Source organism: Streptomyces canus 299MFChir4.1 (genome assembly GCF_000383615.1).
GTDB lineage: Bacteria > Actinomycetota > Actinomycetes > Streptomycetales > Streptomycetaceae > Streptomyces > Streptomyces canus_C.
This window is the reverse complement of sequence record NZ_KB911588.1, coordinates 41,916-66,193: the sequence shown is the minus strand read 5'-3', so window position 1 is coordinate 66,193 and position 24,278 is coordinate 41,916. Positions and strand designations below refer to the sequence as shown.

Annotated in this window: 20 protein-coding genes and 1 pseudogene; 10 read left to right on the top strand and 11 right to left on the bottom strand. The window is 70.1% G+C overall.

Translation table 11 applies throughout. The features are described from left to right. Window positions 1-30: 30 nt before the first annotated feature. Window positions 31-228, bottom strand: a pseudogene (locus H293_RS54915) (FG-GAP repeat domain-containing protein); the annotation flags it as partial. On the opposite strand from H293_RS54915, the gene H293_RS61665 reads away from it, so the two are divergent. After that, complete coding sequence (locus H293_RS61665; RefSeq protein WP_397895346.1) at window positions 181-549, top strand: nucleotidyltransferase domain-containing protein; 369 nt, start codon at window positions 181-183, stop codon at window positions 547-549. The pseudogene H293_RS54915 and the gene H293_RS61665 overlap by 48 nt on opposite strands. Here H293_RS61665 and H293_RS0118095 read toward each other — a convergent pair. Further along, window positions 479-2,761 carry a (Fe-S)-binding protein gene (locus H293_RS0118095; RefSeq protein WP_020119276.1) on the bottom strand — a complete coding sequence of 761 codons (2,283 nt, stop codon included), beginning with the start codon at window positions 2,759-2,761 and terminating at the stop codon, window positions 479-481. The two genes, H293_RS61665 and H293_RS0118095, sit on opposite strands and share 71 nt — an antisense overlap. Before the next feature lie 216 nt (window positions 2,762-2,977). Between H293_RS0118095 and H293_RS0118090 the strand changes: the two genes are divergently transcribed. The 5 genes from H293_RS0118090 to H293_RS0118070 all read left to right on the top strand — a co-directional run bounded on the left by H293_RS0118090 (window position 2,978) and on the right by H293_RS0118070 (window position 8,271). Continuing rightward, the gene (locus H293_RS0118090; RefSeq protein WP_020119275.1) at window positions 2,978-3,997 is read left to right on the top strand and encodes an MraY family glycosyltransferase; all 1,020 of its coding nucleotides are present in this window, start codon (window positions 2,978-2,980) and stop codon (window positions 3,995-3,997) included. Window positions 3,998-4,091: 94 nt separating this feature from the next. Then, window positions 4,092-5,936, top strand: a complete 1,845-nt coding sequence (gene dnaK / locus H293_RS0118085; RefSeq protein ID WP_020119274.1) for a molecular chaperone DnaK — start codon at window positions 4,092-4,094, stop codon at window positions 5,934-5,936. Then, entirely contained in the window at window positions 5,933-6,589 is a 657-nt protein-coding gene (gene grpE, locus H293_RS0118080) for a nucleotide exchange factor GrpE (RefSeq protein ID WP_020119273.1), read from the top strand. Before dnaK ends, grpE begins: the two co-directional genes overlap by 4 nt. A gap of 45 nt (window positions 6,590-6,634) precedes the next feature. Continuing rightward, complete coding sequence (dnaJ, locus tag H293_RS0118075; protein ID WP_020119272.1) at window positions 6,635-7,819, top strand: molecular chaperone DnaJ; 1,185 nt, start codon at window positions 6,635-6,637, stop codon at window positions 7,817-7,819. Between the two features lie 5 nt (window positions 7,820-7,824). Beyond that, entirely contained in the window at window positions 7,825-8,271 is a 447-nt protein-coding gene (locus H293_RS0118070) for a heat shock protein transcriptional repressor HspR (protein ID WP_028807951.1), read from the top strand. Window positions 8,272-8,329: 58 nt separating this feature from the next. Here the strand turns inward: H293_RS0118070 and H293_RS0118065 are convergent, their stop codons facing one another. Then, complete coding sequence (locus tag H293_RS0118065) at window positions 8,330-10,714, bottom strand: PA14 domain-containing protein (protein ID WP_020119270.1); 2,385 nt, start codon at window positions 10,712-10,714, stop codon at window positions 8,330-8,332. A 240-nt stretch (window positions 10,715-10,954) separates the two neighbouring features. On the opposite strand from H293_RS0118065, the gene H293_RS0118060 reads away from it, so the two are divergent. Beyond that, a complete protein-coding gene (locus tag H293_RS0118060) occupies window positions 10,955-12,058 on the top strand; it encodes a sugar ABC transporter substrate-binding protein (protein ID WP_020119269.1) in 1,104 nt (367 codons plus the stop codon). Between the two features lie 51 nt (window positions 12,059-12,109). Here H293_RS0118060 and H293_RS0118055 read toward each other — a convergent pair whose 3' ends face one another. The 3 genes from H293_RS0118055 to H293_RS0118045 are packed head-to-tail and all read right to left on the bottom strand — an operon-like array spanning window position 12,110 to window position 15,425. After that, window positions 12,110-12,952, bottom strand: a complete 843-nt coding sequence (locus tag H293_RS0118055; RefSeq protein ID WP_020119268.1) for a transglutaminase family protein — start codon at window positions 12,950-12,952, stop codon at window positions 12,110-12,112. 2 nt (window positions 12,953-12,954) lie between these two features. Beyond that, complete coding sequence (locus H293_RS0118050; protein ID WP_020119267.1) at window positions 12,955-13,887, bottom strand: alpha-E domain-containing protein; 933 nt, start codon at window positions 13,885-13,887, stop codon at window positions 12,955-12,957. Continuing rightward, window positions 13,884-15,425, bottom strand: coding sequence for a circularly permuted type 2 ATP-grasp protein (locus H293_RS0118045; protein ID WP_020119266.1), 1,542 nt, complete (start codon window positions 15,423-15,425; stop codon window positions 13,884-13,886). Before H293_RS0118045 ends, H293_RS0118050 begins: the two co-directional genes overlap by 4 nt. A gap of 330 nt (window positions 15,426-15,755) precedes the next feature. On the opposite strand from H293_RS0118045, the gene H293_RS0118040 reads away from it, so the two are divergent. After that, the gene (locus H293_RS0118040) at window positions 15,756-16,784 is read left to right on the top strand and encodes a helix-turn-helix transcriptional regulator (RefSeq protein WP_020119265.1); all 1,029 of its coding nucleotides are present in this window, start codon (window positions 15,756-15,758) and stop codon (window positions 16,782-16,784) included. Here H293_RS0118040 and H293_RS0118035 read toward each other — a convergent pair. From H293_RS0118035 to H293_RS0118025, 3 genes are read right to left on the bottom strand one after another with little or no spacing between them, the layout of a single operon-like run. Beyond that, window positions 16,747-17,742: a helix-turn-helix transcriptional regulator gene (locus tag H293_RS0118035; protein ID WP_020119264.1), complete on the bottom strand. Its 996-nt coding sequence runs from the start codon at window positions 17,740-17,742 to the stop codon at window positions 16,747-16,749. The two genes, H293_RS0118040 and H293_RS0118035, sit on opposite strands and share 38 nt — an antisense overlap. After that, the gene (locus tag H293_RS0118030) at window positions 17,739-18,737 is read right to left on the bottom strand and encodes a helix-turn-helix transcriptional regulator (protein WP_020119263.1); all 999 of its coding nucleotides are present in this window, start codon (window positions 18,735-18,737) and stop codon (window positions 17,739-17,741) included. The genes H293_RS0118035 and H293_RS0118030 overlap by 4 nt, the downstream gene beginning before the upstream one ends. Before the next feature lie 36 nt (window positions 18,738-18,773). After that, a complete protein-coding gene (locus H293_RS0118025) occupies window positions 18,774-19,814 on the bottom strand; it encodes a helix-turn-helix transcriptional regulator (protein ID WP_397895345.1) in 1,041 nt (346 codons plus the stop codon). A gap of 291 nt (window positions 19,815-20,105) precedes the next feature. Between H293_RS0118025 and H293_RS0118015 the strand changes: the two genes are divergently transcribed. After that, a complete protein-coding gene (locus H293_RS0118015) occupies window positions 20,106-20,441 on the top strand; it encodes a Rieske (2Fe-2S) protein (protein ID WP_028807949.1) in 336 nt (111 codons plus the stop codon). 128 nt (window positions 20,442-20,569) lie between these two features. Here the strand turns inward: H293_RS0118015 and H293_RS0118010 are convergent, their stop codons facing one another. After that, window positions 20,570-20,983, bottom strand: coding sequence for a pyridoxamine 5'-phosphate oxidase family protein (locus H293_RS0118010; RefSeq protein ID WP_020119259.1), 414 nt, complete (start codon window positions 20,981-20,983; stop codon window positions 20,570-20,572). Window positions 20,984-21,113: 130 nt separating this feature from the next. Here H293_RS0118010 and clpB point away from each other — a divergent pair, with 130 nt between their 5' ends. Then, window positions 21,114-23,723, top strand: coding sequence for an ATP-dependent chaperone ClpB (clpB, locus tag H293_RS0118005; RefSeq protein WP_020119258.1), 2,610 nt, complete (start codon window positions 21,114-21,116; stop codon window positions 23,721-23,723). A gap of 39 nt (window positions 23,724-23,762) precedes the next feature. Here clpB and H293_RS0118000 read toward each other — a convergent pair whose 3' ends face one another. Continuing rightward, window positions 23,763-24,251, bottom strand: coding sequence for a hypothetical protein (locus H293_RS0118000; protein WP_020119257.1), 489 nt, complete (start codon window positions 24,249-24,251; stop codon window positions 23,763-23,765). Window positions 24,252-24,278 lie beyond the last annotated feature (27 nt).

Sequence of the window (24,278 nt, the reverse complement as noted above, 5' to 3'; positions counted from 1 at the left end):
CGGGTACGTCCGCACCGCCAGGTCCGCCCGGCCGTCGCCGTCGAAGTCGCCGACCGCGACCACCTGGGTGGTGCCGGTGGCGGGGGGATCGACGGTGACCGTCGCCTTGGTGGAGGGGCCCGTCGTACGGCCCTGGAAGACGCACAGGCGCGAGCCGCTGGAGATCTCGACCTGCGGCCGGTGCGGTTCGCGGTCACCGCTCCAGGCGGACGGGAGATCGATCTGCATCCGCTGGTCTTCGCCGGGGACGGTTCCGCCGTTCGGGCGTCCGGGGAGTTGGAGCGGCCCTTCACCTACCCGGCATCCGCCTCCGTGACCGGGACCGTCGGCGGGAGGGCCGTCCCCTGTCTCTCGGCCGGGCAACAGGCCTACTTCCACCAGGGGTACGAGTCGAGTCCACGGAGCGCGACCGGCCGGAAAACGCGGCGCCCTCGGGCCCGTCAGGACCCGAGGGCGCCGAACAGCACCGTGGTGACCGCTACTTCACCGGCTCCGGCTCCGGAGCGCTCTCCGGCTCCGCCGAGTCCTGCGGGTCGCCCGGGGTCTTGACGGACTCCAGCAGCAGCTGGGCGACGTCGACGACCTGGATCGACTCCTTGGCCTTGCCGTCGTTCTTCTTGCCGTTGACCGAGTCGGTCAGCATGACCAGGCAGAACGGGCAGGCCGTCGAGACGATGTCGGGGTTCACCGAAAGAGCCTCGTCGACGCGCTCGTTGTTGATGCGCTTGCCGATCCGCTCCTCCATCCACATCCGCGCGCCACCGGCACCGCAGCAGAAGCCGCGCTCCTTGTGGCGGTGCATCTCCTCGTTCCGGAGACCGGGCACGTTCGCGATGATCTCGCGCGGGGGCGTGTAGATCTTGTTGTGGCGGCCCAGGTAGCACGGGTCGTGGTAGGTGATGATGCCCTCGACCGGGGTCACCGGGACCAGCTTGCCCTCGTCGACGAGGTGCTGGAGCAGCTGGGTGTGGTGGATGACCTCGTAGTCGCCGCCGAGCTGCGGGTACTCGTTGCCGATCGTGTTGAGGCAGTGCGGGCAGGTCGCGACGATCTTCTTGGCCGACTTCGGCTTCGCGGACTCGGCCACGACCTTGCCGTCGTCGTCCAGTTCCTCGCCGAACGCCATGTTCAGTGCCATGACGTTCTCCATGCCGAGCTCCTGGAACAGGGGCTCGTTGCCGAGGCGGCGGGCGGAGTCACCGGTGCACTTCTCGTCGCCGCCCATGATCGCGAACTTGACGCCCGCGATGTGCAGCAGCTCGGCGAAGGCCTTCGTGGTCTTCTTGGCCCGGTCCTCCAGGGCGCCCGCACAGCCGACCCAGTACAGGTACTCGACCTCGGTGAGGTCCTCGAGGTCCTGGCCGACGACCGGGACCTCGAACTCGACCTCCTTGAGCCACTCCAGGCGCTGCTTCTTGGCCAGGCCCCAGGGGTTGCCCTTCTTCTCCAGGTTCTTGAGCATCGTGCCCGCCTCGGACGGGAACGCGCTCTCGATCATCACCTGGTAGCGGCGCATGTCGACGATGTGGTCGACGTGCTCGATGTCCACCGGGCACTGCTCGACACAGGCACCGCAGGTGGTGCAGGACCACAGGACGTCCGGGTCGATGACGCCGTTCTCTTCGAGCGTCCCGATCAGCGGGCGCTCGGCCTCCGCGAGGGCCGCGGCGGGCACCTGGGCCAGCTGCTCCTCGGACGCCTTCTCCTCGCCCTCCATCGTCTTGCCGCCGCCGGCCAGCAGGTACGGGGCCTTGGCGTGCGCGTGGTCGCGCAGGGACATGATCAGGAGCTTGGGGGAGAGCGGCTTGCCGGTGTTCCAGGCGGGGCACTGCGACTGGCAGCGGCCGCACTCGGTGCAGGTGGAGAAGTCCAGCAGGCCCTTCCAGGAGAACTGCTCGACCTGGGAGACACCGAAGACGTCGTCGTCACCGGGGTCGGTGAAGTCGATCGGCTTGCCGCCGGAGGTCATCGGGAGCAGGGCGCCGAGCGAGGTCTCACCCGTCGCGTTCCGCTTGAACCAGATGTTCGGGAACGCGAGGAAGCGGTGCCAGGCCACACCCATGTCGGTCTTCAGGGCGACCACGATCATCCAGATGAACGAGGTGGCGATCTTCAGGCCGGCGAAGAAGTACGTGAGGTTCTGGAGCGTGGAGACGTCCATGCCCTCGAGCCAGTGGACCACCGGGTACGAGATGAAGAACGAGGCCTCGTAGCCGTCCACGTGGTGCTGGGCACCCTCCAGGGCGTGCAGCATGAAGATGCAGACGCCGACGACGAGGATGACGGTCTCGACGAAGTACGCCTGGCCGAAGTTGGAGCCGGCGAAGCGGGACTTGCGGCCCGGGTCGCGCGGGTGGCTCAGCTGGCGGATCACGATCAGGGTCAGGATGCCGAGCACGGTCATCGTGCCGATGAACTCGACGAAGACGTTGTACGGCGCCCAGTCGCCGATGACCGGCAGGATCCAGTCGGCCTGGAACAGCTGGCCGATGGCGTTGACGATCGTCAGCAGCAGGGTGAAGAAGCCCACCGCCACGAACCAGTGCGCGACACCGACGATGCCCCAGCGGTTCATCCGGGTGTGGCCGAGGAACTCCTTGGCCACGGTGACGGTGCGCCGGCCGGGTTCGTCGGTGCGGGTGCCCGCGGGCACGTCCTGACCGAGCCGCATGAAGGTGTAGATCTGGAGGAGGGCGCGGGCGAACAGGGCCACGCCGACCACGATCAGAACCAGCGACACGATGATCGCGGCGAGTTGCATTTCGGGGCTCCTCGGGCCTGCGAGGGGTCTACGAGTGATCCGTGAGGAGGGATCCTCGTCATTACTAAGCGGTAACTTATGCAGTCCGTCTGAGACTACCCCCATCTTCCGCCGCACTGTAGCCGGGCACGCCGTGATCTGAATCGCTGAGGGTTACCTTAAAACCCGATCGTGTTATTCGTGATGAATTGGTACATACGGCGCTAATTTAGGCTCGTGCTCTACGGGATCCTTGCCGCCACCTCCGCCCTGCTCCTCGCCGCCGTGCTCACCGCCGTGCTGCGGGTGGCCGCTCTGCGCCTCGGCATCGTCGACCGGCGATGGCGACGGCCGATGCCGCTGTCCGGCGGCGTCGCGATGGTGGCCGCCACCTGCGGGGTGGCGTTCGTCGGGGACTGGCGGGGCGTCACCCCGCTCGGGCCCGAGGTGGGACGCCTGCTCGTCGCCGGGGCCTGCGTGGCCCTTCTCGGGCTCGTCGCCGACGTGCGCCGGGTCAAGGCGCGGTTCCTCGTGGGCGGTACGGCCGTGGCGGCGGCCGGTGTCGTGCCGTACGAGGAGACGGGGGTGGCCGCCGGGCTCCTCGCGGTCGGCTGGATCGTCTTCGTCGCCCTCGGGTTCAAGGCGCTGGACCACGCCGACGGGCTCGCCGGGACCGTCGGGGTCGTCACCGCCTTCGGGGCGGGGGCCTGTGCGGCGGCCGAGGTGATGGACGGGCTCGCCGTGCTGCTGAGCGTGCTGGCCGCCGCGCTGACCGGGTTCCTGATGCACAACTGGCATCCCGCGCGCGCGGGGCTCGGTGCGTGCGGGTCGCTGTTCACCGGGTTCGTGCTCGCGGCCGCGGCCGTGACGACCCGCGCGGGGCAGGAACTCGGCTCCGGTGCGGGGGTGTTGTTCGCGCTGACGGCGGTGGTGAGCGCCGACGTCGTGCTCGTCGTCCTGGCCCGGGGGCTGTCCGGGCGGCCGCTGCTGCGGGCCGCCCCCGACCATCTCGCCCACCGGCTGCGGCGGCTCGGGCTCACTCCGCAGGGGGTGTGCGTCGTCCTCGGTGTCGCGGCCTTCGGCGGGGTACTCGTCGGGGTCCTGGTGCACCTCGGGTGGATCGCCGCGACCGGCGCCCTCTGGGTCGCCGGGGGCGCCCTGGTCGTCGTACTCGCACTCCTTCGTGTCAAAGGCCACAGTGCCCCGCGTCCGGTATCGACGCAGGTCAGAGGCCAGTTGCGTGTAAGGAACGGATAAGAGTTGAGCCCGTACGACTCAGGTCTGTTGACCGAGCGGGAGGCGTCGTGCACACTTGAGCCTGTTCCACTCAAGTCAGCTGGAGGAATCAACCATGGCACGTGCGGTCGGCATCGACCTGGGCACGACTAACTCCGTCGTCAGCGTTCTCGAAGGCGGCGAGCCCACCGTCATCACCAACGCCGAGGGTGCCAGGACCACGCCGTCCGTCGTCGCCTTCGCGAAGAACGGCGAAGTGCTGGTCGGCGAGGTGGCCAAGCGCCAGGCGGTCACCAACGTGGACCGGACCATCCGTTCGGTGAAGCGTCACATGGGCACCGACTGGAAGATGGAGCTGGACGGGAAGCCCTTCAACCCGCAGCAGATCTCCGCCTTCATCCTCCAGAAGCTGAAGCGGGACGCCGAGTCCTACCTGGGCGAGAAGGTGACCGACGCGGTCATCACCGTCCCGGCGTACTTCAACGACTCCGAGCGTCAGGCGACCAAGGAGGCCGGCGAGATCGCGGGCCTGAACGTCCTGCGCATCGTCAACGAGCCCACCGCGGCCGCGCTCGCGTACGGCCTCGACAAGGACGACCAGACGATCCTCGTCTTCGACCTCGGTGGCGGCACCTTCGACGTGTCCCTCCTGGAGATCGGCGACGGCGTCGTCGAGGTGAAGGCCACCAACGGTGACAACCACCTCGGTGGTGACGACTGGGACCAGCGTGTCGTCGACTACCTGGTGCAGCAGTTCAAGTCCGGCCACGGCGTGGACCTGGCCAAGGACAAGATGGCCCTCCAGCGCCTCCGCGAGGCCGCCGAGAAGGCGAAGATCGAGCTGTCCTCCTCGACGGAGACCTCGATCAACCTGCCCTACATCACGGCCTCCGCCGAGGGCCCGCTGCACCTGGACGAGAAGCTCACCCGGGCTCAGTTCCAGCAGCTGACCGCGGACCTCCTGGAGCGCTGCAAGACCCCGTTCTTCAACGTGATGAAGGACGCCGGCGTCTCCATCAACGAGATCGACCACGTCGTCCTCGTCGGTGGCTCCACCCGTATGCCCGCCGTCGCCGAGCTCGTCAAGGAGCTCACCGGTGGCAAGGACGCCAACAAGGGCGTCAACCCGGACGAGGTCGTCGCCATCGGCGCCGCCCTGCAGGCCGGTGTCCTCAAGGGTGAGGTCAAGGACGTCCTGCTCCTCGACGTGACCCCGCTGTCCCTCGGCATCGAGACCAAGGGCGGCATCATGACCAAGCTCATCGAGCGGAACACGACGATCCCGACCAAGCGGTCCGAGATCTTCACCACCGCCGAGGACAACCAGCCCTCCGTGCAGATCCAGGTCTACCAGGGCGAGCGCGAGATCGCGGCGTACAACAAGAAGCTCGGGATGTTCGAGCTGACCGGTCTGCCGCCGGCCCCGCGCGGTGTCCCGCAGATCGAGGTCGCCTTCGACATCGACGCCAACGGCATCATGCACGTGACCGCGAAGGACCTGGGCACGGGCAAGGAGCAGAAGATGACCGTCACCGGCGGCTCCTCGCTGCCGAAGGACGAGGTCGACCGGATGCGCCAGGAGGCCGAGCAGTACGCGGAGGAGGACCACCGCCGCCGCGAGGCCGCCGAGACCCGCAACCAGGGCGAGCAGCTCGTCTACCAGACGGAGAAGTTCCTCAAGGACAACGAGGACAAGGTCCCCGGTGAGGTCAAGACCGAGGTCGAGGCCGCCGTCGAGGAGCTGAAGGCCGCGCTCAAGGGCGAGGACACCGCGGAGATCCGCACCGCCACGGAGAAGGTCGCCGCGGTCTCCCAGAAGGTCGGGCAGGCCATGTACGCCGACGCCCAGGCCGGACAGGCCGCCGACGGCGAGGACGCCGGTGCCTCCCAGGCCAAGGCGGACGACGACGTCGTGGACGCCGAGATCGTGGACGACGAGCGCAAGGACGGTGCCGCGTGACGGAGGAGACCCCGGGCTTCGACGAGAAGCCCGACGTCCCCTCCGGCGCCACCCCCGACGACGCCGAGCCGAAGGCCGCCGACCCCTCTTCGGAGGCGGGGGCGGCCCCGGCCGGGGACGCAACAGCGCAGATCGCCGGCCTGACGGCCCAGCTGGACCAGTCGCGCAAGGCGCTCGACGAGCGCACCGCGGACCTCCAGCGGCTCCAGGCCGAGTTCCAGAACTACCGCCGCCGCGTGGAGCGGGACCGGATCACGGTCAAGGAGATCGCCATCGCGAACCTCCTGACCGAACTCCTGCCCACGCTCGACGACATCGGCCGCGCGCGGGAACACGGTGAGCTTCTCGGCGGGTTCAAGTCCGTCGCGGAGTCCCTGGAGACCGTCGCGGCCAAGATGGGCCTGCAGCAGTTCGGCAAGGAGGGCGAGCCCTTCGACCCGACGATCCACGAGGCCCTGATGCACAGCTACGCGCCGGATGTCACCGAGACGACGTGCGTGGCGATTCTGCAGCCCGGGTATCGCATCGGCGAGCGCACCATCCGCCCCGCGCGGGTGGCCGTCGCCGAACCGCAGCCGGGTGCGCAGACGGTCAAGGCCGAGGACGGGTCCGAGGCCGGCGACGACAAGGACAACGGCCCTGAGGAGGGCTGAGGTCGAAGAGAACCATCGGGACACCGGAAAGGGGGCGCGTCGAGGATGAGCACGAAGGACTTCATCGAGAAGGACTACTACAAGGTCCTCGGCGTCCCCAAGGACGCCACCGAGGCCGAGATCAAGAAGGCGTACCGCAAGCTCGCCCGCGAGTTCCACCCGGACGCCAACAAGGGCAACACCAAGGCCGAGGAGCGCTTCAAGGAGATCTCCGAGGCGAACGACGTCCTCGGTGACCCCAAGAAGCGCAAGGAGTACGACGAGGCCCGCGCCCTGTTCGGCAACGGCGGCTTCCGCCCGGGGCCGGGCGGCGCGGGCGGCTCCTTCAACTTCGACCTGGGCGACCTCTTCGGAGGCGGCGCCCAGGGCGGGGGCCAGCAGGGAGCCGGCGGCTTCGGCGGCGGACTCGGAGACGTCTTCGGGGGCCTGTTCAACCGGGGCAGCTCCGGAACTACGCGCGTCCAGCCCAGGCGCGGCCAGGACATCGACACCGAGGTCACCCTCAGCTTCACCGAGGCGATCGAAGGTGCGACCGTCCCGCTCAGGATGTCCTCGCAGGCCCCCTGCAAGGCCTGTTCGGGCACCGGCGACGCCAACGGCAACCCGCGCGTGTGCCCGACCTGCGTGGGCACCGGCCAGGTGGCCCGGGGCTCCGGGGGAGGCTTCTCCCTCACCGACCCGTGCCCGGACTGCAAGGGCCGCGGCCTGATCGCGGAGAACCCCTGCGAGATCTGCAAGGGCTCCGGGCGGGCCAAGTCCTCCCGCACCATGCAGGTCCGCATCCCGGCGGGCGTCTCCGACGGGCAGCGGATCCGGCTGCGCGGAAAGGGGGCGCCCGGTGAACGCGGCGGCCCCGCGGGCGACCTGTACGTCTCGGTGCACGTCGACACGCACCCCGTCTTCGGCCGCAAGGGCGACAACCTCACGGTGACGGTCCCGGTGACCTTCTCCGAGGCGGCGCTCGGCGGCGAGGTCAGGGTGCCGACGCTCGGCGGCCCCGCCGTGACGCTGAAACTGCCCCCGGGCACGCCCAACGGCCGCACCATGCGGGCGCGGGGCAAGGGGGCGGTCCGCAAGGACGGCACCCGGGGAGACCTGCTGGTCACCGTCGAGGTGAGTGTCCCGACCGAGCTGTCGGGGAAGGCTCGTGACGCGCTGGAGGCGTATCGCGAGGCGACCGTGGGTGAGGACCCACGGGCGGAGCTGTTCCAGGCCGCGAAAGGAGCATGACGGAGATGGACGGTCGTCGACGGAACCCGTATGAACTGACCGAGGAAACCCCGGTCTACGTGATTTCGGTGGCGGCCCAGCTCTCCGGCCTGCACCCGCAGACGCTGCGTCAGTACGACCGCCTGGGCCTGGTGTCCCCGGACCGCACCGCGGGCCGGGGCCGGCGCTACTCGGCCCGGGACATCGAACTGCTGCGCACCGTCCAGCAGTTGTCGCAGGACGAGGGCATCAACCTCGCCGGCATCAAGCGCATCATCGAGCTGGAGAACCAGGTCGCGGCGCTGCAGTCCCGGGTGGCCGAGCTCCAGGCGGCCGTCGAGGGCGCCGCGGCCGCCATCCAGCAGCGCGAGGCGGCGGTGCACGCGTCGTACCGCCGTGACCTGGTGCCGTACCAGGAGGTCCAGCAGACCAGCGCGCTGGTGGTGTGGCGGCCGAAGAAGGCCAAGGACTAGGCGGCAGCCGAAGGAAGGGGCCCGGAGATCTCTCCGGGCCCCTTCCCGTTGCCGCGGGTCAGAACTCGTACTCCCAGATGCCGTACGCCGCGGCCCGGGCCACCGTCTCGGCGCCCTCGGAGTCCAGGAGGACGACGCGGTAGTAGTACAGGGCCAGCCGGTCCTCGTGGACGGTCTGGTCCATGAAGGAGTGGGCGTCGCCCGTCGCCCCCTCGGTCAGCGTGACATAGGCACTCGTCGCCGGGTCCCAGCGCTCCACGCGGTAGCGCGTGAACCTGGCGCAGTCCCCGAGGCCGGAGCTCTCGGAGCAGCCGACGGACAGGTCCGGGTAGCTGTCCTCGACGATCTCGGTGCCGGTCCAGCCGGGCGGCCGGGTGTCGGGCAGGGTCACGGAGACGTCGGCCGTGTGGAAGAAGTCCGGCCCCTCGTCCCACAGGGCGTCGACGGCGGCCACCCGGTAGACGTGGGTCGCGCCGTCCGCGACGGTCGGGCAGAGGATCTCGGTCTCGGCAAGGGACTCCCCCCTCCAGCAGTTCCGCTTCCAGACCGTCTCGCCGGACTCCGGGTCGGTGACGCCCTGCCACACGTAGTACGTGAAGACGTCGTCGTCGGCGGGCGGGGTCCAGGTCAGGTGTACACCGAGCGGGACCTGCTCGGCGGTCAGGTTCTGCACCGGGTCCGGACGCTTGGTGTCCGGGGTGGTCGCGGTGGCCGCCGGCCCGGGCCGAGAGGCGTGTCCGTACGGGTCGACGGTGACGACCCGGTACTCGTACGTCGTCTCGGAGGCTCCGGAGACGTCCTGGCAGGTGCCGCGCAGGACCTTGCGCCCGGCGTAGGAGGGCGCGTCGTCACCCGCCCACCACCAGTCCACCGACGGATCCGCGCTGTCCGGCCCGCACTTGTCCACGACGACGGTCTCGCCGGTCGCCGGGTCGGTCCGCTCGATCCGGTAGGTGAGCAGCGGGGCGCTGTCGTGGGCCCACGGGTCGGCGCTGGCCCAGGAGACGTACACGCCCCCGGCGGAGCGGGTCGCGGTGGTCTCGTACGGGGCGATCGCCTCCGGTCGGTCCGCCATGTCCAGGGTGGTCTCCACCGGAGCGGAGGCGTTGCCCTTCGTGTCCTGGGCGCGCACCGCGTACCGGTAGGAGGCGGCGACGGCGGCCAGTTGGCGCGGCACGACGTCGGTCCGCGTGGTGGTGCCGGCCGCGCCGGGCAGCGCGTCGAGCCAGCCGCCGGTCGCCGGGTCGTACTGGAGGACCTGGTACGAGGCCGCCCCGTGCACGGCCGTCCAGACCAGGTGCGGCACGCCCGCGCGGTACTCGACCCGGGCGTCGGCGGCGGTCGCCGGCGGGGTCATGTCGAAGGTGGTGAAGGTGGTGGCGGCCGAGTACGCGGACCAGTTGCCGACGGCGTCCCGGGCCCGGCCCCGATAGGTGACCTTGCTGCCGTCGGCGGGCTGCCCCGTGTCGCAGATCGCGCCCTTCGCTCCGGCGTACACGGTGGCCCAGGCGTTCGTGGCCGGGTCGAGCCGCTGGAGCTCGTACCAGGCGATGTCGGCCCGGTTCTCCGCGGTGGTGACGAGCTCCGGAGCCGCGAAGGGCTGGTCGTCCGGGCACACGTCCATCTCCAGGAACGGCGCCGAGGGCGGAGTCGTGTCCACGGTGGTGACGGGCTGGTCGGCGGTGCCGCCCGAGGTGTTGCCGGCCTTGTCGCGGGCGCGGACCTCGTAGTAGTACGTGGCGCCGGTGGGCGGCGGGGTGTCCGTGTACGAGGTCGAGGTGGTCGTCGTGAGCGGCTTGGTGCCGTACGACGTGCCCTTGAGCCGCCGGTAGACCTGGTACCCGGCGAGGTCCATCTCCTTGTTCTTCGCCCAGGTGACCTTGGCCTTGCGGGTGCTCTTGTCGTACGTGACGGAAGTGCCGGTCGGGGTGAGGGGCTTGACCTTGTCGACGTCGGCGGAGGTGCGCGGGGTGTAGGTGAACTTGACCTTGGCGGCGCCGGTCCAGCTGGCGTAGTCGATGCGCAGGGTGTGTGTCCCGGACGGGACGGTGACGTTGGCGGTCTTCGCGACCGTGGTGGAGACGTTCTTCCAGAGGTCGATCTTGCGGACGCCGTCGAGGTAGACGCGGATGCCGTCCAGGCCGGTGGCGTTGAGTGCGAAGGGGCCGCCGGAGCCGAAGTCGCGGGTCACGGTCCAGCGGGCGCCGAAGTTGTCCTTCGGGAGGCCGGTGACGGGGGCGCCGCTCCAGGACTGGTCGATCGCGTCGTCGCAGTCGGTCTTCTTCGGGGTGCCGGACAGGCTCGTGTTCGCGTAGAACTGCCGCTTGAACACGGGAGACGCGCAGTTCACGGCCGCGGAGGCGGGGGTCGCGGCGACAGTGAAGAGGGTGCCCGCGGTGGCGAGAACGACGGCGGTGGCTGTCGTCCGTCTGGCTGACTTCATTCGGTCCTCTGGTCGAGTAAGGAACAGCAGTTGTGCCGCTGCTGTGATCACGACTCGCGAGGTGTGAAGTTGGTTGTACTAGTGTTCGCGCCAAGTCTTCACACCGTCGGCGGAGAGTGGCGTTGCGCACTCGTTAAGTGATTCCGCTTGACGTCGGCGGGCGGCCCCGCGTTGGCTTTTCAGTCACATGGGCCGCAATGCCGCGCCCGCGTCCGGAAAGCACCAGAAGTGAGCAGCCCCATGCGTCGTATCGCCATAGCCGTGGCCGCGTCCACGATGACCTTCTCGCTGGCCGCCTGCGGCGCGCTCGGCGCCGCGAGCGGGAGCGAGGCGAGTCCGACCAAGGGCAACGACATCACCGTGGGTGTGCTGATGCCGGAGAAGACGAACACCCGCTACGAGGAGTTCGACTACCCGATCATCCAGAAGAAGGTCGCCCAGCTCACCGGCAAGCAGGGCAAGACCGTCTACGCCAACGGCGAGGCCAACGCCAAGAAGCAGGCCACGCAGATGCAGCAGATGATCGACCGGAAGGTCGACGTCCTCCTGCTGGACGCCGTGGACTCGCACGCCATCGCCGGCATGGTGGAGAAGGCCAAGGACGCGGGCATCCCGGTCATCGCCTACGACCGGCTCGCCGAAGGCCCGATCGACGGGTACGTCTCCTTCGACAACGAGCTCGTCGGCGAGGTGCAGGGCCGCTCCCTCCTGGAGGCGCTCGGCTCGGGCATCGACACCTCGGACAAGATCGTGATGATCAACGGCTCGCCGTCCGACCCGAACGCCGGGCAGTTCAAGGCGGGCGCGATGTCCGAGCTCAGCGGCAAGGTGACGATCGCCAAGACCTACGACGTCGACGGCTGGAAGCCGGAGATCGCGCAGAAGAACATGGCCGAGGCGATCAGCGCGATCGGCAAGGGCAACATCAAGGCCGTGTACTCCGCCAACGACGCCATGGCCGGTGCCGCCATCCAGGCGATGGAGGACGCCGGCATGAGCAAGCTCCCGCCGATCACGGGCCAGGACGCGGAGCTGGCCGCGGTGCAGCGGATCGTCGCGGGCGAGCAGTACATGAGTGTCTACAAGCCGTACCCGGACGAGGCCGAGGCCGCCGCGGAGATGGCCGTGACGAAGATCCAGGGCAAGGGCATCCAGTTCGACGCCCTCGCCACGGACAGCGTCGACAGCCCCACGAACAAGGACATCCCGGCCCAGCTCGTCCAGGTCGTCGCGCTGACGAGGGACAACATCAAGAGCACGGTCGTCAAGGACGGCATCTACTCCGTCAAGGACATCTGCACCTCGCAGTACCAGGGCGCCTGCCAGGCGGCGGGCCTGAAGTAGCCGTGCGGAGGGGGCCGTGGGGGATTCCCCCCGCGGCCCCCTCTTCGCCGTTCACGCCACTCGCGTGAACTCCACGGTCACCTCCGGCGGCCCTCCCGCCACACCCCGGTAGATCCCCTTGTGCGGGGTCACGTCGTCGTAGTCCCGGCCCCGGCCCACCACCACATGGGACTCGTCGGCCCGGACCCTGTTGGTGGGGTCGTAGCCGCACCACTCGCCCGCCCAGTACTCGACCCAGGCGTGGCTCTGTCCCGCCACCGGCCGGTGCAGCTCCGCGTCCCGCTCGGGATGCAGATAGCCGGAGACGTATCGAGTCGGCAGGCCCACGCCCCGCAGCAGCGCGAGGGTGACATGGGCGATGTCCTGGCAGACACCGGCGCCCTGCTCCCAGGCCTCGGCGGCGGAGGTGTTCACGCCCGTGGTGCCGGGCAGGTAGGAGACCCGGTCGGCGACGAGGGCGGACACGGCGACCGCCGTCGCGTGGATGTCGAGTCCGGCCGAGGTCTCCCGTGCCTTCTCCACCAGTCCGGCGGGAACGGTCGTACGCACGGTGGAGTCGAGGAACTCCAGCAGGCGGGAGTCCGCGGTCTGCCGGCCGAGCTCGGCCCAGGTGGGTGGTGCGGGGAGCGGTCCCGCCGGGTGGGTCTCGACCAGGCTGGAGGCCGTGATGCTGAGATGGCCGTGCGGGTCCATGAGGTCGAAGCCGGTGACCTGGGTGCCCCAGTAGTCCCAGTACGACCAGGTGGGCGTGGTCGGGTTGACGGTGACCCGGGAGTCCAGGGTGGTCTGGGCGGGCAGGGTCAACGGGGTCATGCGGACCTCGTTGTGGGACGAAACCACGGGCTGGGCGTACGAGACCTTCGTGACGTGCTTGATCCGGAGGCGGCTGGTCATGCTCACGCTCCTTCCTGGGCCCACTCGACGGGCCCCTGGTACGGGAAGAACCGCTCCGCCACCGCCTCCGCGGAGGCCATGCACGCGGTCTGCAAGTCCCTCAGAAGCAGCGGCAGTTGCTCCTCCAGGGCCTGCAGGTCGAGATATTCGAGACGGGTGCGCATCCGGCCGATGGGGCGGCGCGCGGGATCCTGGCGCGGCCGGCCGAGCGCGGTCAGGCACTCCTCGGCCGTCGTCAGGGCGTGCAGCGCGGAGCGCGGGAAGTCGCGGTCGAGGAGCAGGAACTCGGCCACGCGCGGGGTGTCGCCGAAACCGCCGTACACCCGCGCGTACGCCTCGTCGGCGCCCGAAGCGCTCAGCAGGGTGGGCCAGTCGGGCGCGTGTGCCGCGTCCAGGACCCGGACCGACAGCAGCCGCACCGTCATGTCCACCCGCTCCAGACTCCGGCCCAGCACCACGAAACGCCAGCTGTCGTCGCGGCTCATGGTGGAGTCGGCGAGCCCGAAGAAGAGGGCCGCGCGCCGCCGTACGAGTTCCAGATAGGCGTAGGGGCCCGTACGGCGGGCCGCGAGCCGCTGGTCGGCCAGGGCGTGCCAGGTGGAGTTCAGGCACTCCCACATCTCCGAGGAGACGGCCTCACGCGCGCTGCGGGCGTTCAGCCGGGCGGCACCGAGCGCTCCCTCGATGGAGCAGGTCGAGCGGGCGTCGAAGGCGAGCTGGTCGAGGACCTGCTGCATGTCGACCCGGGTGCCGCCCGCGTCGACGCCGAGGATCGCGTACAGCGACCGGCAGGCCATGTCCTCGTCGCGCCACGGGTCCTCCAGCATCCGGTGGAGGTAGGCGTCGAGGATCCGGCCGGTGTTGTCCGCCCGTTCGACGTACCGGCCGGTCCAGGTCAGTGCCTCGGCTATCCGGGAGAGGATCACGTCGTTCACTGCTGGGCCCCTTCCTGTACGACGGTGGGGTTGCCGTCGGGACCGTGCTGACGTGGGGCGATGTCCAGGAGGGCGGTCCCGTTCGCCGGCGTGGGCGGCTCCGCGGGGCCCTCGGCGAGCACCCAGGTGTCCTTGGAGCCGCCGCCCTGGCTGGAGTTGACGATCAGGTTGCCCTCCTGGAGGGCCACCCGGGTCAGGCCGCCGGGCAGGACCCAGATGTCGTTGCCGTCGTTGACGGCGAAGGGGCGCAGGTCGATGTGGCGGGGTGCCATGCGTTCGCCCGTGAGGGTGGGAGAGGTGGACAGGGCGACCGGGCGCTGGGCGATGAAGCCTCGGGGGTCCCTGCGGACGGCCTCGCGGGTCCGCTCCAGCGTCTCGCGGTCGGCCTTGGGTCCGATGACGATGCCCTGGCCGCCGGCCCCGTCGACGGGTTTCACGACGAGCTGGTCGATCTGGTCGAGGACGGCTTCCAGTTGCCCGGGTTCGTCGGGCCGGAACGACTCCACGTTGGGGAGAATCGGTTCTTCGGAGAGGTAGTAGCGGATCAGGTCCGGGACGTAGGTGTACAGCAGCTTGTCGTCCGCGATGCCGTTGCCGACCGCGTTGGCGAGGGTGACGTGACCCGCCATGGCCGCGCCGAGGATGCCCGGGCAGCCGATCACCGAGTCGGGGCGGAAGTGGAGCGGGTCGAGGAAGTCGTCGTCCAGGCGCCGGTATACGACATGGACGGGCACCTCTCCGCGGGTCGTGCGCATCCACACCCGGTTGCCCCGGCACACCAGATCGTGCCCCTCGACCAGTTGCACGCCCATCAGCCGCGCGAGCAGGGCGTGTTCGAAGTAGGCGGCGTTGCTGGGGCCGGGGGTGAGGACCACGACCCGGGGGTCCTGGACGCCGTCGGGCGCGGCGGCGCGCAGGGCGGCGAGCAGCTTCTGCGCGTAACCGTCGACAGGAAGCACGTGCTGCTCGGCGAAGAGGGAGGGGAAGACCCGGGTCATGGCGCGCCGGTTCTCGATCACGTACGACACGCCGCTGGGCACCCGGACGTTGTCCTCCAGGACCCGGAAGTCGCCTTGTTCGTCCCGTACGAGGTCGATGCCGGCGACATGGATGCGCACACCGCCCACGGGTTCGAGCCCGTGCGCGGCGCGGTGGAAGTGCGGGGAGTTCAGCAGCAGTCGCCAGGGCACGACCCCGTCCTCGAAGGCACGGGCCGGTCCGTAGGCGTCGGCGAGGTAGGCCTCCAGGGCCCTGACTCTCTGGCCCACCCCGCGTTGTATGAGATCCCATTCGAGGGCGTCCAGGATCCTGGGCACCAGGTCCAGCGGCCAGGGCCGTTCCTCGCCCGCGAAGGCGTAGGTCACGCCCCGGTCGGTGAAGGCGCGGGCCATCTGGTCGGCCCGGAACCGCAGTTCACCCGGCTCGATCGGCTGAAGCGCCGCCAGCACCGGCTCGTAGGCGGTCCTGACCTCACCCGGCCGCTCGAACATCTCGTCCCACGCGTCGGCCAGCGCGTACGCGTCAAATATGTCCGCCATGGCCTGACGTTAAGTGCGGCGGGTAACGGAGTGATCACCGTGGGGTTTCCGGGAGTTGACGCGCGGAGCGGATGGTTCCGTCCGTGGGGAAAGGAGCTTCACGATGCACTCGTGAGGGTGGCCGCACCACCATCAGCTTCTTGCAGACGGGCGGGTGGAGGGCCGTAGGTAACGGTCAATACCGGTCGTTTTCTCCGCCCTGGGCCCGGGGAGCCGTGTTGCGGAGCCGGTCCGGGCCGCGCATAGTTGCGGAGCCGAGGGGGCTTCGACGCTCCGATGGGGAACAGGACAAGAGGGCGGTAGACGCTGGAACCGGGGGTGGGATGGGCAATGGCCGGGCTCGGGGCGGACGACCATCCACACGGTGCTGACCGGCTGTGCGAGGCCGGGGACCGGGTGTACTCCCGGGCCGTACGGCGCGGCCGTGTGCCGCGCGCCGACGCCGAGCCGGTGCCCTGTCTGCTGGAACTGGCCCTGCTGCACCCGGACCCCGACGACATGGACTGGCTGGTGCCGACGGCACCGCAGGAGGTCATGACCCGGCTGCTGCGCGGTGTCCACGACGAGGTCAGCGCGAGCCAGCGGCGGGTGGGGGCGGCGGTCGCGGCGGTGGAGCGTTACGCGGGACTCGGGCCCAGCGTCGTGCCGGGCGCCGGTGAGGGGACCGCGATCCGGGTCCTCGACGGCCTCTCCCGGATCCAGGCCGCGATGGACGAGGCGACCGAGGCGTGCACGACGGAGGTCCTCACGGTCCAGCCCGGCGGCATCCGTCCCGAGCACGAGCTGACGGAGGGTCTGCACCGGGCGCTGGCGCTGCGCGGCCGGGGCGTGCGGATGCGGGACCTGTACACGCATGTCGCCCGGCACGGCCAAGGGCTCCTGAACTACCTGGAGTTGATGGGCGGCACGGTCCAGGCGCGGACACTGGACGAGGTCATCGACCGGCTGATCCTCTTCGACCGCACGGTGGCCTTCATCCCCGCCAACGCCGACCGCACCCTCGCCCTGGAACTACGGCACCCGGCGCTGGTGGAGTACCTGGTGACGGTCTTCGAGCGGCTGTGGCGCCTGGCGATCCCCCTCACCGCCCCCCTGCCCGACACCGGCATCGAGGGCATCTCCCACCGCGAGCAGTCCATCGCCGCCCTGCTGGCCGAGGGCCACCAGGACGCGGTGATCGCGGAACGGCTGGGGATCAGCGTGCGCACCTGCCGGGCCCACATCGCGCGGCTTTCGGAGACGCTCGGGGCGGCCAGTCGTACGCAACTGGGCGTCCGGATAGCGCAGGTGGGCCTGGACGGTCCGACGGCCGTCCCCTCGATCACGCTCCCCGGTCAAGAATCCCGGACCGTCCGATGAGGTAGCCGAGCTGGGCGCGGCTCTCGCTGCCGAGGGTGGCGGCGAGTTTGGCGATGTGGACGCGGGCGGTGCGGATGTTCATGCCGAGCCGGTCGGCGATGACGGCGTCGGTGTGGCCCTCGACGAGGAGGGCGGCGATGGCCCGCCCGCGGGGGGTGATGCCGTTCAGGCTCGGCCGGTGGACGGTCTGCGGATACATGGGCGTGGCCTGCCACCACAGGCGGTAGAACGTGGTCGCCAGGAACTCGACCAGGGCCGGGTGCCGCACCTCAAGCGCGATGGTGCCGTCCTCGCCGGCGGGGATGAACGCCACGTCCCGGTCGGCGACGATGAGCCGGTCGGTGACCTCGTCCAGGGAGCGGGCCTCGGCGTCACCGCGCAGCTGTTCGTAACGGGCGAGGACCAGCGGCATGTGGCGCTGGGTGTGCTGGTACAGGGTGCGGATGCGGGCGCCGCGGTCGAGCAGCGCCTGGTCCCGGTCCATCGCCACCGCCTGGGCGGCCGCGCCCCGGCTGTCGCTGTAGTGGACGTTGGGCTGCACGCACAGCAGTTCGCGTGCGACGCCGGTCATCGCCTCGGTGATGGCCTCGTTGATGGGGCCCGTCCCGCTCACGACCCTGATCGCCGGGTTCTCCGCGGCCGCCGTGCCGCGCCCGTCGATCCGCAGGAGCGGCGCGAACGCCTCGGCGAGCCGCTCCTCGCGCCACCGCTCGTGCGCCACGCGGTCCGTGGTGGCGCGGAGCATGCGGTGCAGCGCGAGGGCGGGCGGTACGGCTTCCAGCCGGCCGGCGTCCCGGGCGTCGGGCCGCAGCAGCCCGGTGTCGAGGAGACAGGGCACGGGCGAGGCGTCCTGGCTGTCGATGCCGCCCTCGCGCAGGGCGCGCGCGTAGAGCTCGACGCCTTCCGGGCACGGGTCCTGCGGGCCGTGCTCCCGATGGACCGCCGCCGCCGTGCTCACTCGCCCGTGTCCTCCTGGCCGAGAATGCCGGACTGCCCGATGAGGTAGCCGAGCTGGGCGCGGCTCTCGCTGCCGAGGGTGGCGGCGAGTTTGGCGATGTGGACGCGGGCGGTGCGGATGTTCATGCCGAGCCGGTCGGCGATGACGGCGTCGGTGTGGCCCTCGACGAGGAGGGCGGCGATGGCCCGTTGGCGGGGGGTGATGCCGCCCCGCGCGGGCTGCTGCACCGCCTCCGGGTACATCGGGGTGGCCAGCCGCCACAGCCGGTCGAAGGCGGTGACGAAGAAGGCGACCAGGGCGGGGTGGCGGATCTCCAGGGCGAGGGTGCGGTCCTTGTTGGCGGGGATGAAGGCCACGGCCCGGTCGACGATGATCAGACGCTCCGTCACCTCGTCCAGGCTGCGGGCCTCCACATCGCCGTTCAGCCGTTCGTAGCGGGCCACGATGCTCGGCGCGTGCCGGAGGGTGTGCTGGTAGAGGGTGCGGATTCGGCCGCCGCGGTCGAGCAGGGCCTGGTCGCGGTCGAAGGCCTCGACATGTACGGGCGGGGGCTGCTGGGCGTGTCTGTCGCTGGTGTTCGGCTGGACGGCCAGCAGTTCGGAACCCGCGGCGACGGCCTGACCGATGACCCGGCTGATCAGGTCGAGACCGCTGAGGACACTGATCGACGAGGAGTCGGCGGCGCCCGTACGGCCGCCGTCGATCCGCATCAGCGGCTCGAACGTCTCGGCCAGCAGGGCCTCGCGACGCCGTTCGTCCGCGACGCGCTCCTCCGCGATCCGCAGCATGCGGTGCAGGGCGACGGCGGGGGCGACCGGTTCCAGCCGCTCCGGGTCCGTGACGGCCGGGTGCAGGAGCCCGAAGTCGAGCAGACAGGGCGCTTCCCCGGCGTCCGCGCCGGGCACGTACCCCTCGCGCAGGGCACGCGCGTACAGCTCCGTCCCTGCCGCGCACAGGTTCTCCACGCCGTGCTCGGGATGGGGCACCGTGCTCACTCGGTCACTCCCCTCCTGCTCGCGTGTGGGCCCCGGTCACGGACGGGCGTCCCCCTCCGATGCCGGCTTGCTCTGGTCGAGGAGCCCCGACTGCGCGATGAGGAAGCCGAGTTGAGCGCGGCTCCCACTGCCCAGGACGGTCGCCAGCTTGGCGATGTGGGCGCGGCAGGTGCGTACGTTCATGCCCAGGCGGCGGGCGATCGCCTCGTCGACGTGCCCCTCGACGAGGAGTTTGGCGATGGAGTGCTGGATGTCCGTGATGCCGTCCGGCGCGGTCTCGTAGGGGGCGCCGGCACTGAGCGGGACCGCCCGGCTCCACATGAACTCGAAGACCTTGACCAGATAGCCGACCAGACCCGGGTGCCGCAGTTCCAGGGCGACCTGCCGGTCGTCCCGGACCGGGATGAAGGCCACCGTCTCGTCGCAGATGATGAGCCGCTCCACCAGCTCGTCGATGGTGCGGTACTCCACCTTGCCGTCGGCGAACTGCTCCATGTAGGCCAGCCGCTCGGGGCTGTACCGGGCGACGTGCTGGTAGAGGGTCCGGATCCGGACGCCCCGCTCGATGAGGGTCCTGTCCCGTTCCAGCCCCTCGATGAGCCGGTTCTCGGGACGCTGGCCTCGGCTCGGCTGGACCGTGAGCACCTCGGACTGACACTGGGACGTCGCCAGGTCGAGCGCCGTGTTGATCCGGTCCAGCCCCTCCAGGACCGTGATCGAGTGCGCCGGCGCCACCTGCTGGGCGCTGAGCGCCATGAACGGTTCGAAGGCGTCGGCCAGCTCGATCGACATGCGTCTGCGCTCGGTGATCTCGTGTTCCAGCGGGTTGAGACGCTGGGCGAGCGCGACCGAAGGCGGAACCGGAAGCATCCAGTTCGCGTCGTCCGGGTCGGGGTGCAGAAGGGCGAAGTCCAGCAGACAGGGAACCGACTCCGTGTCCGCTCGGGAGACGCGTCCTGTCCGCAGAGCGTTGGCGTAAAGACGGCCACCTTCTTCACACAACTCGGTCACCGCATGGGGATGTGTCACCTTTGTCCCATTCGATACCAAATTTCCACCCCCCAGGGTCCTGAACATGCAGGAACATGATGCACCGTTCGTGTGGCCATGACGTGCCCGAATGAGCCATCGTCTTACTCGACGGGGGAAAAGGGGACCTTCAAGTGAGGACGAAGCCGACTATGCGTAACAGAATGCTTCGCTCGGTGCTTGTCGCCGCCTTCTCCACCGTTGTGGCTCTCGGCGCACTCGCCGGCCTCTCCGGCGCGAAGAGCGACGTTCATGGAGTGGGTGGGGCCGGGACCGCGCAAACCGTGGTCGCCGGCGACGAAGCACAGGCTTTCCCGGCGGACACGGTCTGGGACTGACATGACTACTCCACCCGACGACCGCTCCTTCCGCAGAGAAATGGCCACCGCCTACCGCTCCGGCTGGCACTTCATCGACCTCGTCACCGCGATCCCCCACTCCGGTGACTCGTTGATGGTGACTGTCTTCGGCGAACCGGTGGTCGTCACGCGGGACGAGGACGAGGACGTACGGGCGTATCGGTGTCTGCGGCGGCCTCGGGGGGCGCCGCAGCCCGTTCGATGTGCCATCCGGTACGGAATGATCTTTGTGAATCTGGACCAACGAGACCATCGGCTGGTGGAACCGGAAACCCCCACCCCGCGGACCATCTCAGCCACCCCCCGCAGTGCCTGACGCGATTCCCCCGTCGTAACAGATCGCTCAGGTGCTTCCCCCCGCAGCGGCGTCACCGTGACCTGAACACGGTGACGCCGCTGCAGTTTTGGGCGACATTTCGGGGTATCGGCCGATCGCGCTGTGGCTCAGAAATGCCCCATCGCTCTCGTGAGCGAGATCTCGATGACCACCCGCAGCGGGTTCGGCGCCGGCGTCCGCTCGTAGCGCTCGGCGTACCGGCGCACCGCCTCCGCCACCCGGTCCGGCTCGGTGCGCACGCGCGCCCGCCCCTCCAGCGTCGCCCACCGCCGCCCCGCCACCTGGCACACCGCCACCGCGACCCCGTCCTCTCCGGCCGCCAGCACGTGCCGTGCCTTCGCGCTGGTCCGGCTCGTGATCACCCGAGCAAGACGGGCCTCGGGGTCGTATGTCACCCCGACGGGCACCACGTGCGGGCTCCCGTCCGGGCGTGGTGTCGTCAGTGTGCACAGATGCCGTTCGCGCCAGAAGCTGAGGAACGACGGGTCCGGGGCACCCGGATCCTGGGCGTAGGAGGTCATGCCGGGAAAGCTAGTCCCCTCATCCCTCCCGTGGACTGCCTTGAGTGGAATAGACTCAACTTTATGTACGCTGGCTGAGTCAGTAACAGGAGTCGGTACAGGAGCTGACACCGAGGAGGAGTACGGACACGTGGATGCCGAGCTGACCAACCGGAGCCGGGACGCGATCAACGCGGCCGGCAACCGGGCCGTGACCGAGGGACACCCGGACCTCACCCCCGCCCACCTGCTCCTCGCGCTGCTCCAGGGGCAAGGCCAGCGGCAGGACAACGAGAACATCACCGACCTGCTGGCCGCCGTGGACGCCGACCAGGCCGCCGTGCGGGCCGGGGCCGAGAAGGTGCTCGGCGCGCTGCCCAGCGTGGCCGGGTCCACCGTCGCGCCCCCGCAGCCCAACCGGGACCTGCTCGCCGTCATCGCCGACGCGCAGGCCCGTGCCAAGGACCTCGGCGACGAGTACCTCTCCACCGAGCACCTGCTCGTCGGCATCGCCGCCAAGGGCGGCCCGGCCGCCGAGGTGCTGACCGAGCAGGGCGCCACCCCGAAGAAGCTGATCGACGCCTTCCAGAAGGCCAGAGGAGGGCGCAGGGTGACCACCGCCGACCCCGAGGGGCAGTACAAGGCCCTGGAGAAGTTCGGGACCGACTTCACCGCCGCCGCACGCGACGGCAAGCTCGACCCCGTCATCGGCCGCGACCAGGAGATCCGCCGGGTCGTGCAGGTGCTGAGCCGCCGTACGAAGAACAACCCCGTCCTCATCGGCGAGCCCGGCGTCGGCAAGACCGCCGTCGTCGAGGGCCTCGCCCAGCGGATCGTCAAGGGGGACGTGCCCGAGTCGCTCAAGGACAAGCGGCTCGTGTCGCTCGACCTGAGTGCCATGGTGGCCGGCGCCAAGTACCGCGGTGAGTTCGAGGAGCGGCTGAAGACCGTCCTCGCCGAGATCAAGGACTCCGACGGGCAGATCATCACCTTCATCGACGAGCTGCACACGGTCGTGGGCGCGGGCGCCGGCGGGGACTCCTCCATGGACGCCGGCAACATGCTCAAGCCCATGCTGGCCCGCGGTGAGCTGCGGATGGTGGGTGCGACGACCCTCGACGAGTACCGCGAGCGGATCGAGAAGGACCCCGCCCTGGAGCGCCGCTTCCAGCAGGTGCTGGTCGCCGAGCCCAGCGTCGAGGACACCATCGCCATCCTGCGCGGGCTCAAGGGGCGCTACGAGGCCCACCACAAGGTCCAGATCGCCGACAGCGCGCTGGTGGCCGCCGCGGCCCTCTCCGACCGGTACATCACCTCCCGCTTCCTGCCCGACAAGGCCATCGACCTGGTCGACGAGGCGGCCTCCCGGCTCCGCATGGAGATCGACTCCTCGCCCGTCGAGATCGACGAACTCCAGCGCGGGGTCGACCGGTTGAAGATGGAGGAGCTCGCCCTGGTCAAGGAGACCGATCCGGCCTCCCGCGAGCGCCTGGAGCGGCTGCGCCGCGACCTCGCCGACAAGGAGGAGGAGCTGCGGGGCCTGACCGCCCGCTGGGAGAAGGAGAAGCAGTCCCTCAACCGGGTCGGTGAACTGAAGGAGAAGCTGGACGAGTTGCGCGGTCAGGCCGAACGCGCCCAGCGCGACGGCGACTTCGACACCGCCAGCAAGCTGCTCTACGGCGAGATCCCCACCCTGGAACGGGACCTGGAGGCCGCCTCCGAGGCCGAGGAGGAGGCCGCCAAGGACACCATGGTCAAGGAGGAGGTCGGCGCCGACGACATCGCCGACACCGTCGCCGCCTGGACCGGCATCCCGGCCGGCCGCCTCATGGAGGGCGAGACGCAGAAACTCCTGCGCATGGAGGAGGAGTTGGGCAAGCGCCTCATCGGCCAGGGCGAGGCCGTGCGGGCCGTCTCCGACGCCGTACGGCGCACCCGGGCCGGGATCGCCGACCCCGACCGGCCCACCGGCTCCTTCCTCTTCCTCGGTCCCACCGGCGTCGGCAAGACCGAACTCGCCAAGGCGCTCGCCGACTTCCTCTTCGACGACGAGCGGGCCATGGTCCGCATCGACATGAGCGAGTACGGCGAGAAGCACACCGTCGCCCGGCTCGTCGGCGCGCCTCCCGGCTACGTCGGCTACGAGGAGGGCGGCCAGCTGACCGAGGCGGTGCGCAGGCGGCCGTACAGCGTGGTGCTGCTCGACGAGGTGGAGAAGGCCCACCCGGAGGTCTTCGACATCCTGCTCCAGGTGCTGGACGACGGCCGCCTGACGGACGGTCAGGGCCGTACGGTCGACTTCCGCAACACCATCCTGGTGCTGACGTCCAACCTGGGCAGCCAGTTCCTGGTCGACCCGATCACCAGCGAGACGGAGAAGAAGGAACAGGTCCTGGAGGTGGTCCGGGCCTCCTTCAAGCCGGAGTTCCTCAACCGGCTCGACGACCTGGTCGTCTTCTCCGCCCTGACCAAGGACGAGCTCGGCCGGATCGCGCGGCTCCAGATCGACCGGCTCGCGAAGCGGCTCGCCGAGCGCCGGCTCACCCTGGAGATCACCGACGAGGCCCTCGCCTGGCTCGCCGACGAGGGCAACGACCCGGCCTACGGCGCCCGCCCGCTGCGCCGCCTCGTCCAGACCGCGATCGGCGACCGGCTCGCCAAGGAGATTCTGTCCGGCGAGGTCAAGGACGGCGACACGGTCCGGGTGGACGCCTTCGGCGACGGGCTGATCGTGGGTCCGGCGACCGGCAAGACGCTCTGAGGGGCAGGGTGAGGAGGGGGCGGCGGCGCCCCCTCGTCATCACGGTGCGGACGCCTCGAACTGCACCTCGGACCACTTGCGGCTGTCGTGGGTGATCTCGATCTGCACGGAGGCCGGCCGCCCGGCGACCGGGCCCGCGCTCAGACACGCGTCGACCTGGGCGTCGCCGCACTGCGTGGTCCGCAGTTTCGGCCCCTGCGGGAAGGTGGCCGCCACCCAGGCGTCGATCTCGCCGCGCGGCATCAGGAAACGCGCCTCGTAGCGGGGTTCAGGGCCGGCCTGGATCCCGCACCAGGCGTCACGCGTCCCCGCCGGCACCTTCGCCCCGCCGAAGGCCAGCGCCTCGGAGCACGAGGTCTTCTTCACATCCGCGGCGACCGAGTCGTCCGTGAAGAGCCAGGCGACCAGCAGCGCGATCAGGGCCGCCACCACCAGCGTCGGCACGGCCAGGATCGCCAGGAGGACCCCCCATCTGGTCCTGCCCGTCCCGGCCTGTTCCGTCATCGTTTCGGTCGGCGTCTGTGTCATGCCATCCCCGTTTCCTCGACACGTGGT